At 61.0% G+C, this 14,724-nt stretch carries 14 protein-coding genes; 8 read left to right on the plus strand and 6 right to left on the minus strand.

Annotation, left to right across the window (positions count from 1 at the left end):
• Nucleotides 1–95: 95 nt before the first annotated feature.
• Entirely contained in the window at nucleotides 96–275 is a 180-nt protein-coding gene (locus tag JZM60_RS01100) for an SAP domain-containing protein (RefSeq protein WP_207163715.1), read from the minus strand.
• A 222-nt stretch (nucleotides 276–497) separates the two neighbouring features.
• Between JZM60_RS01100 and JZM60_RS01105 the strand changes: the two genes are divergently transcribed.
• Entirely contained in the window at nucleotides 498–2,123 is a 1,626-nt protein-coding gene (locus JZM60_RS01105) for a fumarate hydratase (RefSeq protein WP_207163716.1), read from the plus strand.
• Nucleotides 2,124–2,365: 242 nt separating this feature from the next.
• Complete coding sequence (locus JZM60_RS01110; protein ID WP_207163717.1) at nucleotides 2,366–3,250, plus strand: ATP-binding protein; 885 nt, start codon at nucleotides 2,366–2,368, stop codon at nucleotides 3,248–3,250.
• Between the two features lie 97 nt (nucleotides 3,251–3,347).
• On the opposite strand, the gene JZM60_RS01115 is transcribed toward JZM60_RS01110, so the two are convergent.
• Entirely contained in the window at nucleotides 3,348–4,700 is a 1,353-nt protein-coding gene (locus tag JZM60_RS01115) for a DEAD/DEAH box helicase (RefSeq protein WP_207163718.1), read from the minus strand.
• Nucleotides 4,701–4,985: 285 nt separating this feature from the next.
• On the opposite strand from JZM60_RS01115, the gene JZM60_RS01120 reads away from it, so the two are divergent.
• The 6 genes from JZM60_RS01120 (at nucleotide 4,986) to JZM60_RS01145 (ending at nucleotide 9,305) form a co-directional block, all read left to right on the plus strand.
• Entirely contained in the window at nucleotides 4,986–5,723 is a 738-nt protein-coding gene (locus tag JZM60_RS01120) for a hypothetical protein (protein ID WP_207163719.1), read from the plus strand.
• Nucleotides 5,724–5,869: 146 nt separating this feature from the next.
• Nucleotides 5,870–6,202: a hypothetical protein gene (locus tag JZM60_RS01125; RefSeq protein ID WP_207163720.1), complete on the plus strand. Its 333-nt coding sequence runs from the start codon at nucleotides 5,870–5,872 to the stop codon at nucleotides 6,200–6,202.
• Nucleotides 6,189–7,058 carry an HDOD domain-containing protein gene (locus tag JZM60_RS01130; RefSeq protein ID WP_207163721.1) on the plus strand — a complete coding sequence of 290 codons (870 nt, stop codon included), beginning with the start codon at nucleotides 6,189–6,191 and terminating at the stop codon, nucleotides 7,056–7,058. Before JZM60_RS01125 ends, JZM60_RS01130 begins: the two co-directional genes overlap by 14 nt.
• A complete protein-coding gene (locus JZM60_RS01135) occupies nucleotides 7,055–8,470 on the plus strand; it encodes a sensor histidine kinase (protein ID WP_207163722.1) in 1,416 nt (471 codons plus the stop codon). Before JZM60_RS01130 ends, JZM60_RS01135 begins: the two co-directional genes overlap by 4 nt.
• 38 nt (nucleotides 8,471–8,508) lie before the next feature.
• A complete protein-coding gene (locus JZM60_RS01140; protein ID WP_207163723.1) occupies nucleotides 8,509–8,919 on the plus strand; it encodes a response regulator in 411 nt (136 codons plus the stop codon).
• Complete coding sequence (locus JZM60_RS01145; RefSeq protein WP_207163724.1) at nucleotides 8,916–9,305, plus strand: response regulator; 390 nt, start codon at nucleotides 8,916–8,918, stop codon at nucleotides 9,303–9,305. Before JZM60_RS01140 ends, JZM60_RS01145 begins: the two co-directional genes overlap by 4 nt.
• Before the next feature lie 12 nt (nucleotides 9,306–9,317).
• Here the strand turns inward: JZM60_RS01145 and JZM60_RS01150 are convergent, their stop codons facing one another.
• The 4 genes from JZM60_RS01150 to JZM60_RS01165 all read right to left on the minus strand — a co-directional run bounded on the left by JZM60_RS01150 (nucleotide 9,318) and on the right by JZM60_RS01165 (nucleotide 14,684).
• Nucleotides 9,318–9,500: a MerR family transcriptional regulator gene (locus tag JZM60_RS01150; RefSeq protein ID WP_207163725.1), complete on the minus strand. Its 183-nt coding sequence runs from the start codon at nucleotides 9,498–9,500 to the stop codon at nucleotides 9,318–9,320.
• A gap of 214 nt (nucleotides 9,501–9,714) precedes the next feature.
• Complete coding sequence (locus JZM60_RS01155) at nucleotides 9,715–11,043, minus strand: anaerobic C4-dicarboxylate transporter (protein WP_207163726.1); 1,329 nt, start codon at nucleotides 11,041–11,043, stop codon at nucleotides 9,715–9,717.
• 309 nt (nucleotides 11,044–11,352) lie between these two features.
• Nucleotides 11,353–12,768: a sigma-54-dependent transcriptional regulator gene (locus JZM60_RS01160; protein WP_207163727.1), complete on the minus strand. Its 1,416-nt coding sequence runs from the start codon at nucleotides 12,766–12,768 to the stop codon at nucleotides 11,353–11,355.
• Nucleotides 12,769–12,998: 230 nt separating this feature from the next.
• Nucleotides 12,999–14,684 (minus strand): transporter substrate-binding domain-containing protein, encoded by a 1,686-nt coding sequence (locus JZM60_RS01165; protein WP_207165391.1) that lies wholly within the window; start codon nucleotides 14,682–14,684, stop codon nucleotides 12,999–13,001.
• Nucleotides 14,685–14,724: the final 40 nt, after the last annotated feature.

Genomic DNA, 14,724 nt, shown 5'->3' on the forward strand with positions numbered 1-14,724 from the left:
AACGATTTTGCCTTATGAACCATGGTTCCAAAACAAAAGGCGGAGCGGCCATCAGGCCAACTCCGCCCCCTTCCCGCTCCCGCCATGGAGTGGCTTCAGTCGCAGTCGTCCCGCCACAGGCATTGGTCCTGACCGCAGACCGCGGCCTTCCCTTCAGCGTAACAGTCGGCGTTTCCTTCCATTCGCTGAATGGCCTTGATCAGCTCCGCCTTCTTCAAGTTGCCAGCCTTAACCCCACGCTGCTTTGCAATCTCCTTGATCTCCTGCATTTTCATTTGCCATTCCTCCCCATTTAGTTTCAGAATGTATCAGGTGTTATGTAATGTCACGATATCTTTATTGTATATACCAGAAGGACAGCCATTCGCAACCCGGCGGCAACCACCCTTGTATTTATTGAACTTCCCTCTCGACAAAATGAAAAATATTACATAAGATTGCCCATTGCATACTGTATACAAAAAACTCCTCATACCCAACACGAAAGGAGAGCATGTATGTCCACCAAGCCGTTTGTCTACCAGGAACCCTTCCCCCTCGGAACCGATGAAACCAAGTACTACAAGGTTCCCGACTCGGAAAAGTACGTCAGCGTCGCAACTTTCGAAGGCAAGGAAGTCCTCAAGGTAGATCCCGAAGGGCTCACCGTTCTGGCCAACACGGCCATGAGGGATGTATCCTTCCTGCTTCGCCCCGAGCATAACGAATCGGTGGCAAAGATACTCCGCGATCCGGAATCTTCCCAGAACGACAAGGGCGTGGCCATGGCCTTCCTGCGCAACGCCGAAATCTCCGCCAACTTCGAACTCCCCCTCTGCCAGGATACCGGCACCGCCACCATCGTCGCCAAGAAGGGCCAGCAGGTCTGGACCGGCGGCAGTGACGAAGAATTCCTCTCCAAAGGGGTATACAAGACCTACACCGAGGAGAACCTCCGCTACTCCCAGACCGTCGCCCTGGACATGTACAAGGAAATCAACACCGGCACCAACCTCCCCGCCCAGATCGACATCCAGGCCGTGGACGGCGACTACTACAAATTCCTCTTCATGGCCAAGGGTGGCGGCTCCGCCAACAAGACCATGCTCTACCAGGAGACCAAGGCCCTTCTCACTCCCGATAAGCTCGTCCAGTTCCTGGTTGCCAAAATGAAGTACCTGGGGACCGCCGCCTGCCCGCCGTACCACATCGCCGTGGTCGTGGGAGGAACCAGCGCCGACGCCTGCATGAAGGCCGTCAAGCTCGCTTCAGCCAAGTACCTGGATGCACTCCCCACCACCGGTAACGAGCACGGCCGCGCCTTCCGCGACCTTGAACTGGAAGAAAAGCTCCTCCAGGAAGCATACAAGCTCGGTATCGGAGCCCAGTTCGGCGGCAAGTACTTCGCCCATGACATCCGGGTCATCCGCCTACCGCGTCACGGCGCTTCCTGCCCCGTGGGGATGGCGGTTTCCTGCTCCGCCGACCGCAACATCAAAGCAAAAATCACCAAGCACGGTCTTTTCGTCGAAGAACTGGACCGCAATCCTGGGAGGCTCATCCCCGAGCAATACCGCGGCAAGCACGGCCACGGCGTCAAAATCGATCTGAACCGCCCCATGAAAGAGGTTCTCGCCGAACTGAGCAAGCACCCGGTTTCAACTCCTCTGCTCCTCACCGGCACCATCGTTGTGGGGCGCGACATCGCCCACGCCAAATTCAAGGAGATTCTCGACAGCGGCAAACCGCTCCCCGACTATCTCAAGAATCATCCGATCTACTATGCCGGCCCGGCCAAGACCCCGACAGGCAAGCCTTCCGGCTCCTTCGGCCCCACCACTGCCGGCCGGATGGACTCGTACGTTGATCTCCTCCAGGCCAACGGCGGCTCCATGATCATGATCGCCAAGGGGAACCGTAGCCAGCAGGTGACCGACGCCTGCAAGAAGCACGGCGGCTTCTACCTGGGGTCCATCGGCGGCCCGGCCGCAGTCCTCGCCGAGGAGAACATCAAGAAGGTCGAGTGCATCGACTTCCCCGAACTCGGCATGGAAGCGGTATGGAAGATCGAGGTAGAAGACTTCCCGGCCTTCATCCTCGTTGATGACAAGGGGAATGACTTCTTCAAGCAGTTGGGTCTGTAGTTCACCAACCTGAAAAAGAACCAAGCCCCCGGTTGCTCATGCAGCCGGGGGCTTTTTCATATCGCCATCGCCGTCAGACGGCGATGGCGGGTCAGGGTTTTGGACTTGACATGAAGCACAGGGATAACGTATACCAGACAACCACTGTTTTATCGTGTTTTTTCGGGGTGTTAACTGTTTTTCACGCGGCCGCGGCCGAAGAGTCGGAAACAATGAATCCATCTGTAACGAAAGAGAGACCCATGCTTAACCTGAAACCAGAAATCGTCGCACAGCTGGAGCGCGTACTCAGTTCCGTGGAAATGCTTCTTCCCCGGGCCGTAAAACCCATCGACTGGGCCACCTGCAACGCCGCCAACTGGCGCCGCCACTCCTTTTCCGGTTTCCTCCAGCCGGTCACCGTGACCGACACCACCACCCTCGACGAACTGCTGGGGGTGGAGAAGCAGAAGGAGATCATGATCAGCAACACCAGGCAGTTTCTCAAAGGGCTGCCGGCCAACAACGCTCTTCTCTGGGGTTCCCGGGGAACGGGAAAATCGTCGATCGTGAAGGCGCTTCTCAATGAGTATGCCTCCGAGGGACTGCGGGTCATCCAGGTGGAGAAGGAAGACCTGATCTATCTGTCGGACATTTTCTCCTCCGTGGAGAACGAACCGTACCGCTTCATCCTCCTCTGCGACGACCTCACCTTCGAGGTGGGAGAGCTGACCTACAAGATGCTCAAGAGCGCCCTGGACGGCTCGGTCTACTCGGCCCCCGAGAATGTCCTGATCTATGTCACATCCAATCGTCGTCACCTTCTCCCCGAATACGAAACCGACCTTCGGGGAGGAAAATATGTAAACGGCGAGCTGCAGGAAAGCGAAGCCACCGAAGAGAAAATTTCTCTCTCTGATCGCTTCGGCCTCTGGGTGCCGTTTCACGTCTTCACCCAGGACCGCTACCTGGAAGCGGTGCGCCTCTGCGTGGAACGGGAGGCCCGGACCCGGAAGGTGGAGATTCCCTGGACCGAGGAACTGCGGCTGGATGCCATCCAGTGGTCCCACGAAAAGAAGAAACGCTGCGGCCGTACCGCCTACCAGTTCTCAAAGCACTGGGTGGGGAGGTATCTGCTCAACCGGTGAGACCCGTGAGGCACGAAACAAAAATGAACCACAAAAGAGGGGGAAGCCGCCGGAACAGCTTCCCCCTCTTTATTTCTTTTAATTACGAGCGCACTGCTCAGCGGGGCCGGCGCGGCTGACCGACGCGCTGGCCGCCGGTTCCGGCGGTACGGGCCGGGTGTGCCTTGGCTCCTTGGCCCTGGGGGCGCCTTCCCTCGGCGGGCTTGGCGCTTCCCGGCTGGGAGGCCGCACCCTGCCCGGCTCCACCCTTTTTCGCCGCGGCGGGCCGGCGTGAGGGCATCGGCTGCCGGGGGGGACGGGCGAACTCGGTATCCTTTTTCGGTGCCGGAACGCTGTAGTCGAATCCTGCAACGGTGCGGCGCTCCAGGGATGCGTTGAGCTTCCGCTCGATGGTGCGGACCATGGCCGTGTCTTCGCTCGTCACCATGGTGAAGGCGTCGCCGCTGCGGGCGGCCCGGCCGGTGCGGCCGATGCGGTGGATGTAGGCCTCGGGGGTGTCGGGGATGTCATAGTTGATGACGTGGGACACCTGGGAGACGTCGATTCCCCGGGCCGCGATGTCGGTGGCCACGAGTATCTGGAAGGTGCCGTCCCTGAAGCCGTCCAGGGCCGCCTGGCGCCGGTTCTGGGAGAGATTCCCCTGGATGGACGCGGCCTTATACCCGGCCTTTTCCAGTTGCTCCCCCAGGCGCTTGGCCCGGTGCTTGGTGCGGGTGAAGATGAGGACCGACTCGGTGTCGGTGTGGCGCAAAAGCTCCAGCAGGAGCGGCGTTTTCAGATGCTGCTCCACCGGATAGAGGGCGTGGGTGACGGTGACCGCCGGAGCCACGGTCCCCACCTGCACCGTAACCGGGTCCCGCAGGATCTCCTGGGCCAGGACCCGGATATCGATCGGCATGGTGGCCGAAAAGAGGAGAGTCTGGCGCTTGGGTGGGAGCTGCTTCAGCACCCGCCGGATGTCGGGGAGAAAACCCATGTCAAACATCTGGTCCGCCTCGTCCAGGACGAGCACCTCCAGATGCGAAAGGTCGATGGTCCCCTGGGCCATGTGGTCCAGGAGCCTTCCCGGGCAGGCCACGACGATCTCGGCGCCGGCCTTGAGCTTCTGGATCTGGGGGTTGACGTTGACGCCGCCGTAGACGGTGACGCTCCGCAGGCGGGTCTGGCGCCCCAGGGTTACGAAGCTGTCGTTGATCTGCTCGGCCAACTCCCGGGTCGGGGCGATGACCAGGGCGCGGACGCGGCCCCGGTCCCCCTGGGCGAGCCGGTGCAGTATCGGCAGCGCAAAGGCTGCGGTCTTGCCGGTGCCGGTCTGGGCGAGTCCCATAACATCCCGCCCCTCCATAACCGTGGGAATGGCCTGGGCCTGGATGGGGGTAGGTGTCGAGTACCCCGCCGCCGTGACGCCGGCCGCCACCTGAGGGTGGAGGTTGAACTGGGTGAATTCCATTGAATCCTTCTTTCTGCGTTCCTCGAAGCAAAAAAGCCCCGGTTAATTCCGGGGCTTACGATTGTCGTGATATCCGGGAACAGCTGGTGATGATGAATGACCGTAACAGCTTTGCACAAAACCTGTCAAGGAGTTATGCCGCACTCTCTCCAGCCCGTTTGCATTTTCGTACCATTGCCGGTACGCTTTAAATTATCGGGCTGTTGGAAAACGCAGCGAGGAGGGTCGGATGCAAGGCATAGTGAGTAGAGCCCCCGGAACACAGCAGCTGGACAGGCGAGCCCCATGAACGGCAGAACCTACAAACTGGTCACCGGCATCATTTCCCTATCCATCGCCCTCTTCCTGGCCTGGAAGATCGGCCTCTGGCTCGAACCGGAACCGAAGCAGGGCAACCCCGCCCCGGCTCCATCCACCGCCGCCAAGGAGGCTCCATTTGTCACCGGGATGGTAAAGAAGGGCGTCAGCTTTGAAGTTCGAAACGTCAGTTTCGGCGACAAGGGGAAAACAGTCGAGGGGATCGGGATTACCGGATTTGACGGCGATTGGCCGGATTTGAAAGAAACGGCCCTGGCAATGTTGAAGAAACTGAAGGAAACGGTCCCCGCAGCCGAACGGATCGCCCTGACGCTGAAACCGGGAGTGGAATGCCCGGTTTGCTCCATGGCCGAGATAGAGTGGAACCGTGGGGAGGTGAAGCTCCGCTACGGCGTCCCCTCCCTGGAACAGATGGAGAAGGCCAACGCCGTAATCGGCACGAAGGATGAGCAGGGAAAACCGGTGGATCGGCCCCGCCTCTACCGCCCCGACAAGGAAACCTTCGGCGTCGGGCTGGCCGTCACCCAGGCCCTGGAGGCGGCCCGGAAGAAAAACCCCGCCCTCGGCGAAGAGCAACTGCTGAATCAGGCGGTCGCCGCCACGGGTCTCAGTTACGTGGTTGCCCGGCGCCACCGTGACTTCATGACCTCCTACTACAGGGCCAACGGGTACGGGGAAGAAACCTTCGTCTTTCCACTTCCCTGAAAGCTGAAACTGCATGAATTAGCGGCAGACGACCCCACGCCCGGATTCTTTCCTCAAGTATCGCATCACGCCGCCGATACGGTAAAGTGACTGCTGATCGCGCCTGAGAGCACGCGGCACAACCCACTTACCGGCAAGGTGATCCCATGGGAATGGTCCCATTAGCCAACCTGACCGTCGGCATGGTCCTGGCGGCCGAAGTACATGACAGGACCGGGCGGATACTGCTCGGCCCCGGCGAGGCACTGACCGAAAAACACCTGATGATCTTCCGCACCTGGGGAATAGCGGAGGCAGACATCGAGGGGGTCGATGGCGAAAATTCACCGGCGCTTCCCTCTGAAGTGGATCCCGCGGCACTGGCTGCGGCGGAAGAGGCCCTTTACCCTCTATTCCGGCACGCGAACCTGGATCACCCCGCAATGCGTGAAATCCTCCGTTTGAGTGCGCTGCGAAAGGTCCTCAATGCCGTACCCTAACCGCCATGCCATTACCCTTGAGCACCTTCTGGACAATACGAACACCATCTACTCGCTCCCCTTTTTCTACGAAAAGCTCACCGAGACCATCAACCACCCCCGCAGTTCAGTGGCGGACATTGCGCGGATCATCACCGAGGACCAGGGGCTAACGGCACGCATCCTCAGGCTCGCCAACAGCCCCATGTTCGGCTACCACTCCCAGGTCGACTCCATCAACAAGGCGGTCACCATCATCGGCACCCAGCAACTGCGGGATCTTGCCCTTGCCGCATCGGTCATGGGAATCTTCAGCGGAATCCCCGAGGAGCTCATTACCATGGCCTCCTTCTGGAAGCACTCCATCGCCTGCGGCATCATTGCCCGCACCATCGCCACCTGGCGCCGGGAACTGAATGTGGAGCGCTTCTTCGTGGCCGGGATGCTCCATGATGTGGGGCAGCTGGTCATGTGCACATCGATACCCGACACAGTCAGGGAAATGCTCATGGAGAGCAGCGAGCGGCAGATCCTCCACGTCTTCACCGAACAGGACCGGCTCGGCTTCGACCACGCCACCGTCGGAGGAGCGCTCCTGCGCAAATGGAAAATACCCGCCAACATTGCCGAACCGGTAAACTGCCACCATAACCCCGACAGGGCCGGCCAATTCCCACTGGAGGCGGCGACGATTCATGTGGCCGGAATCATCTGCCATGCAATGGATTTAGGGTTCAGCGGCGATAAGTTCGTCCCCCCCCTCGTCCCATCGGCATGGGATCGGATCGGGCTCCCGCCAAGCATGCTCGGCACAATACTAAGGCAGGCCGAACCCCAGCTTGAGGAAGCCTTTGCCATACTCACGGAGTGGCCATGACCGGAGACAGGCACGAAACCCGTTCAGTGGAAAATCTGAAAGAAAGGGGCCGCTACCTCGAGGAATCGAACCTGCGCTACGTTTCCATCCTCGACATGCTGGCATCCAGCGGCGACTTCCAGGCAGACCTCAGCCGGGCAAACGGAACACTGGCCATCTTCCGGGCCACCCTGGCCCAGCTTCGCCGGCTTTTCCCGTTCAGGGGAATGGGATGCCTGGAGAGCCGGGAAGACGGCAGTTTCGAGCTTTCCGCCTGCGAACCGCCCGAATGCCGGGAAGAATTGCAGTCCGAAATCGATGCCAAGATCATGGACGGCACCTTCGCCTGGGCCCTCAACCGGAGCCAGCCGGTCATGGCGGTTGCCCGCGACGAGCAGACCCTCCTTCTGCACGTCATCGCCACCCGCTCCGAAGTCCGGGGGATGTTTGCGGGGCTGCTCGCCGGCAGTTCCGCCACCATGGACGCCCCATCTCTCAATGCCCTCTCCATCGTCCTCTACACCTGTGCCTACTCCCTTGAAAGCACAACTCTCCAGACCATGCTCCGGGACAACATGCTGCACCTGGAGGAGCGTGTCCGGGAGCGGACTCTGGAATTGCAGGAGGCGCAGAAGTCGGCAGAGGCGGCAAATCAGGCCAAGAGCGAATTTCTGGCCACCATGAGCCACGAGCTGCGCACCCCGCTCAATGCGGTCATCGGTTTTACCGACGTTCTCCTGGGCCGCACCTACGGCGAGATCAACGAACCCCAGGCGGAATTCCTCGGCTACGTGCTCCAGTCAAGCCGCCATCTCCTCTCCCTCATCAACGACATTCTCGACCTGTCGAAAATTGAAGCCGATCGGATGGAACTGGAGACAGACGAGTTGGAGATCCGCCCGCTGGTGGCGGGGACATTGACACTGGTGCGGGAAAGGGCCCTGCGGTACAGGATCCGCCTGACCGAGCTCGTGGCCCCCGGCGTCCCTCTCACCATCCGCGCCGACGAGCGGAAGCTCAAGCAAATCATCTACAACCTCCTGACCAACGCAGTGAAGTTCACCCCCGAAGGGGGCAACATCACCCTTTCGGTAGCCACGGCAGGGGAGCTTCAGCAGCCGCAGGCAATCCCCCTTCCGGCCGCACCTCTGGCGGAATGCCTCATGATTGCCGTAAGCGACACCGGCATCGGCTTGAAAGAAGAGGACCTGGAGCGGATATTCGCCCCGTTCATCCAGGCGGACGGATCGGCCACCCGACGGTTCGAGGGGACGGGGCTCGGGCTTTCGCTGACGAGAAAACTGGTGGAACTCCATGGTGGGACGATCTGGGCGGAAAGCCCCGGAGAGGGGCAGGGAAGCGTGTTCCGGGTCATCCTGCCGACTTCCTGTGAAAAACTTCTCAAGCAAGAGGATGCAGCAACCGATATATAAAAAGGTATATGAAACCGGCGGCAAGCACGGAAAGTATCATGGTCGGCAAACGAACAATTCTTCTGGTGGATGACAACTTCATGAACCGCAGGCTCGTGGGGGCCATGCTCAACGGCGGGCACTACCTGCTAATCGAAAAGGAGAATGGCCGCGACGGCCTCGCCTACCTCCTCGCCAACCGTGAAGCCATTGATCTGGTGCTACTCGACGTCGGCATGCCCGACCTGGACGGAACCGATATCTGCCGCGCCGTCCGGGGGATAGAAGACAGCGGAAGCCGGCTCCCCATAATCGCATACACGGCACACGCCATGGCCGGGGAGCAGCAGTCGCTGCTCGACGCCGGCTTTGACGATATCCTAGTCAAACCAATAACAAGGGAGGATTTTCTGCCCCTTCTTGAGCGGCACCTGGGAGAAGGAAAGAACCCCGGACAGGAGTTTCCATGAAAGCGCTTATCGTTGAAGACGACCCGGCAAGCCGGCGGCTCATGCATGCCTACCTCTCCCCATTGGGCGAGTGCGACCTGGCATCCGACGGTCCCGAAGCCCTGAACCTCGTCACCGCGGCAATCGACCGGAGCGAAACCTACGACCTCATCTGCCTCGACATAATGATGCCGGAGATGACCGGGCACGAAGTTCTCAGGACCATCCGCGCCATGGAAGAGGAGCGCGAGATATTCCCTCCTTCCAAGGTAATAATGACCACGGCCCTCAAGGATCGCGACAACGTCATGGCCGCCTTCACCAACCAGTGCGAAGCCTACCTGATGAAGCCGATCAGCCGGGAAAACCTCTTCGAGAAACTCCGCACGCTGGGAATTAATGCCTGAACCCACCCTCCATCAGAGGCCGGTCATCTCCTCCAACTTCAATTCCAGGTCGTCCCCGTTCACCCGGACGACCTTTCCCTTTTCCTCCTCGGCCCGGACAAGGCCATCTTCAACCCACGAAAGGATGCGCGCCGCGGGAACGCCGAACTTTGCCGCAGCCTCATCTAGGGGATACCAGGTTTTATTCATTGTCATGACGCCACCTCCCTCTCCCGGAGTTGCCTGCCCTTAGTCAACAGTATACCACCCCCTGCCCGGAACCGCTTACAACACTGCTGCCACCGGCGGAAACCGGCACCTACCGTCTCTTTCCATTTGAGCGGCAATGGCCATGGCGCATCCCATCCCTGAAAAAGAAAAAAGGGGGAGAATTATCCCCCCCTAACACCGCGACATATCTTCGGTTCATTTAGAAAATCATCTGGGAGATCCCATAGGCGACCACCGTGGAAACACTCACCCCGATCAGGCCGGGAAGCATGAAACTGTGGTTCAAGAGGTACTTGCCGATGCGGGTGGTGCCGGTGCGGTCGAAGTTGATGGCGGCCAGGTCGCTGGGATAAAAGGCGAAGAAGAAGTAGGCGTAACTGGCCGGCACGAGCCCTAGCAGCAGCGGGACCGGGAGCCCCAGGGCCAGCCCCAGGGGAAGGGTTATGGCCAGTGTGGCGGCCTGGCTCTTCACGAAAGCCGAGATGCAGAAAGTGGCGATGGCGAAGGTCCAGGGAGCCATTTTGACCATGACGCCGATATTTTCCACCAGGAACTTCTTGTTGGCGGAGATGAAGGTATCACTCATCCAGGCGATGCCGAAGATGGAAACCACGGCGATCATGCCGGCGGTAAAGACGCTGGAATGGGCGATGTCCTTGGCCTTCACGTCGGCGGCGAACATGATGAAGGCGCCGTAGGCAAGCATGACGAACTGGACGACAGTGGTCATGGGAACCGGCTTCTTCTCGCCGTTCAGGGGGAGCAGGTCAGGGCACACGGCAAACAGGATGATGGTGCCGACACCGGCGAAGAAGAGGGCCACGGAAAGCTTGGCGGTCTTGCTGATTTCCTTGTCCAGGGTGGTCACGTTTACCTCAAGGGCCTTGCGGAATTCGGGGTCCTGGAGGCGGGCTTGATACTCTGGGTCATTGTCCAGATCCTTGCCGCGGTTGAAACTCCAGGCGGCGGCCACCAGGAGCCCGATGACGCCGGCCGGCATGGTTACGGAGATGATGTCGATGAGGGTTACGGGGTAGCCGGCCTTAGCTGCGAAGCCGAGGAAAAAGGTAACGGCCGCGGCCACCGGGCTGGCGGTGATCCCCATCTGGGAGGCGACGCTGGAAATGGCCATGGGGCGCTCGGGACGGATGCCGGTTTTGATGGCCACGTCGGCAATGACCGGCAACAGGGCGTAGACCGCATGGCCGGTGCCGACACAGACCGTCAGGAAGAAGGTGGAAAGTGGAGCCAGGATGGTCACGTACTTGGGGTGGGCCCGCAGCAGCTTCTCCGTGAGCTGCACCAGGTAGTCGAGGCCGCCGGCCACCTGGAGGGTTGCCGAAGCGGTAACCACCGCCAGGATGATGAGCATGACCGCGATGGGGGGCTCCGAGGGGGAAGTGCGGAAGCCGAGCACCAGAAGGGAGACGCCGAGGCCGCCGATAAGGCCCAGGGCCACGCCTCCCCTGCGGATGCCGATGAGTACTGCGCCGAGAACGAGGATGAACTGAATCCAGAACATCGCCATGGTACACCTCCATACTTTTGGGGAAAGGATCGATTGAGCACGACCGCTCATAACGTTTTCGTATCCTTACTGAGCATGGAGGATGCCAAGGGACATAAAATCTACAACATACTAAAACCATTATGTTTTTTCTTTATTTTAGACCTCCTCAAAAAGCAAACCTCCATAACCGGAGGTTATGGAGGTGCACGACATTGGCAACAAAACTCAATAATAACGAATACTTACACAGAATTATACCCAAGAGTTATCATTATAACCATTGGTTATAACGGTTCACTCCCCGCCGGTCCATGGCTTGCCGAGCCCTTACCCCTTCAGCATCTTCAACCGCTTGGAAAGCGCCGGCTGGGAGATCCCCAAAAGCCTTGCGGCGAGGGTCTGGTTGCCGCCGGCCCGTTCCAGTGCCTCCATAACCAGAAAGCCCGCCGCATCGCCGAAGGTGGGAAGTTCCGCAAAACCGGAAAATGGATTCTGCCGGGGCGCGGGTGACGGCGCTCCGCCGGCCTGGGGTGCGGCACGCTCCACGGCCTTCACGAACGAATCCATGGAAAGCATCCGGTCGCGGTGGACGCTTACGGCGTCGTAGACCATGGCCTTCAGCTCGCGGACGTTGCCGGGAAAACCGTAGGTGGAGAGGAACTGGGCCAGCCCCTGGGGCGGGGTCGGCTTCTTCTTGCCGAGATCGCGGGCCGCCTCCTCCAGAAAATGATCCAGCAGCAGGGGGATATCCCCCCGCCGCTCCCGAAGGGGCGGAACGTGCACCTGGTGGGTGCGGAGCCGGTAGTAGAGATCGCGGCGGAATGCCCCCGTCCCCTCCCTGGCGGGCAGATCCTGGTGGGTGGCAACGATCACACGGGCCCGGAGCCGTTTGGGCAGGTCGCTGCCGAGGGGGAAATACTCCCCTTCCTGAAGGAGCCGCAGGAGCTTCACCTGGGACGGGATGCTGAGGTCGCCGATCTCGTCCAGGAAGAGGGTGCCGTCGGCCGCCTCCTCCACCATCCCGCGCCGCGCCTGCTCCGCTCCGGTAAAGGCCCCCCGTACGTGGCCGAAGAGGGTATCGGCAAACACCGTGTCGTCGAGCCCCGCCACATTCACCGTCACCAGCTTTCCCCGGCAGCCGCTCAACCGGTGGGCGGCGCGGGCGACCAGCTCCTTGCCGACCCCGCTCTCGCCGGTGATGAGCAACGGCTGGGGGCTCTTCGCCACCGCCTCCACATAGGAAAAAAGTGCCAGCATGGAACGGTCGCCGGTAACTATGCCGGTAAAGGCCTCGGGGTGACGGAGCTCGCCGGACACGAGGCGGCTCGACATCTCCAGGTTCTCCCGCTGCAGTTCCATCATCCGCACCGCCCGGAGCACCCCCCCGACGATCCGGTCCTCCTCGTCGGTCTTTACGAAATAGTCGAAGGCACCGGACTTCATGCAGCGAACCGCCGTCTCCACCTGATTCAGCCCGCTGATGACAATGACCGCCACGGCCGGGTGACGCTCCGAAATTTCCTTGAGAACCTCCTCCCCCGACAGATGGGGCATGGTCAGGTCCAGGAGCACCAGCCCGATGCCGCCGCCGTCAAGAAGCCCCAGCACCTGGCGGCTGTCCTGGCAGAGACTGGTGTTGGTGATGCCGGCGGAAGACTCCAGGGTCAGGGAGAGTGAACGGAGCCAGGCAGGCTCGTCGTCCACCAGGAGGATGCCGAAGGCAGGATAGAGGTTCTCGGTCATAGCACAATACTCCGGACTAAATAGGTTTTGTTCTCCCGCCCCCACCACCGACGGTACCCCGAGGGGGGCGGAGGGCTCGCGGAGAAAAGAGCCCCCGCAAAAAAGCACCGGGCGTTATTCAGAGGGAAAGCGCCGAAAACAGCAGAGTCCCCGGCATGAAAACCGACCGGCGACGCTTGGGCTCTTTTCGGAGCGGGCCCTCCGCCCCCCGACCGCCACTGAGGCGGATTTCAGGAACCAACCGGCAAAGAAAGCGTAACCGTGGTCCCTTCCCCAGGCGTCGACTCGAAGGAGAGGGTCCCCCCATGCTCCTTGACGATCCCCGCTGAAACCGAGAGCCCCAGGCCGGTACCTCCGTTCTCCCGCTTGGTGGTGAAGAAGGGATCGGTCAGGCGGGAAAGGTTCTCCGGCGCGATGCCGCTCCCCTCGTCCCGCACCCGGAGGATCACCCTTTTCCCCTCCTCATCCAGGGAGGTTTCCAGCTCGATCCCCCGCTCCGGGTTCGGCAGGGCCTGACAGGCGTTGAGTATGAGGTTCACCACAACCTGCTCGATCCGCTGGGTGTTTGCCGGCACCTGGGGCAGATCCGGGGCATAGCGGGCCGAGAAGCGGGTCGTGGCCTTGCGCAGCGAGGTATCCACCAGCCGCACCGCCGCCTGGGCCACGCCGTTGATATCGACCGACTCCTTCCCCCCCACGTCATCCCGGCGGGCGAAATCCTTCAGATCCTCCACAATCCGCTTGATCCGCTTGGCCCCGTCCTGCATCTCATCCAGAAGCCGCGGCACCTCTTCCCGCACCCTGGAGTAGCGGAGCCCGCCGAGGGTAAAATCCCCCTCCTCCCGGAACCGATCTTCAAGGATAGGGGCCGCATCGTTGTAAACCTTCCGCAGAATCGGGACATCCAGGAGGATGAGCCCCGTGGGATTGTTGATCTCGTGGGCCACCCCGGAGACCAGGATGCCGAGAGCCGCCATCTTGTCGGCCTGGACCAGTTGCTGCTGGTTCAGCTGCACCTCCTCCAGGGCCCGGGAGAGGGACTCGGTCCGCTGGGCTACCTGCCGGCGGAGCGAATGGGACCAGAGTACCGTGCCGCCGAGTATGAGGAGCAGCGGCACCACCACCACCGCAACGTACTTGACCGTTTCCTGCCACCGTATCGGCCTGGGCTCCAGCACTCCGAGCCACTTGGCATGAATCGCATCGTACTGCCCCGTTTTCTTGAGGATGGCAAGCCCCTCGCTGAACCGGGCCAACAACTCCGCATCCCCCTGGCGCACCGCATAGCCGTAACGCTGGGCAGCGATGCTCCGGGCCACCGGAACCACATTCGTGAGCCGGTTTTCCCGAATTATGTACATCCCGGGGACCATGGCCACCACCGCGTAGTCGCACCCCCCGGAGGAGAGGAGGCGCAGGGCGTCGGCCGGGGTCGGGGTCAGAGCCAGGTCCTTCCCGTACCCCCGAGCGGCCAGGTACTCGTGCATGATCCCGTCCCGGTGGAGCGCCACCTTCTTCCCGCGCAGATCCTCCAGGGAACCGGCCGGAGGCGAATCGCGCCGGGCGAAGATGGCGTGGTAGACAATGGTATGGGGCGGGGTGAAGTCGATCTGCCTGGCCCGCTTCTCCGACCAGGAAATCCCCTGGAGCACGTCCACCCGGCCGCTCTTCAATGCCGAGAGCATCTCCGACCAGGCCCCCAGCCGGAACTCCACCTTCATCCCCATGATCCCGGCGATGGCCCGGGTCAGCTCCACGTTATAGCCGGCCGGCTTGCCGTCCGAATCGATGAATTCGTAGGGAGGGTAGTCCCGGTCGCCCCCAACTACGATAGTCCGGGCATCCGGGGCCGCCAGAGCCGGGACGGCGCACAAAAGGGATAGCAACGCGGCCAGCAGGAACCGCATCGCCAACATCCTGCCATCCCCCCACGGGAGCCTGGTATAGTCACGGTTG

This window comes from Geobacter benzoatilyticus (genome assembly GCF_017338855.1).
GTDB lineage: Bacteria > Desulfobacterota > Desulfuromonadia > Geobacterales > Geobacteraceae > Geobacter > Geobacter benzoatilyticus.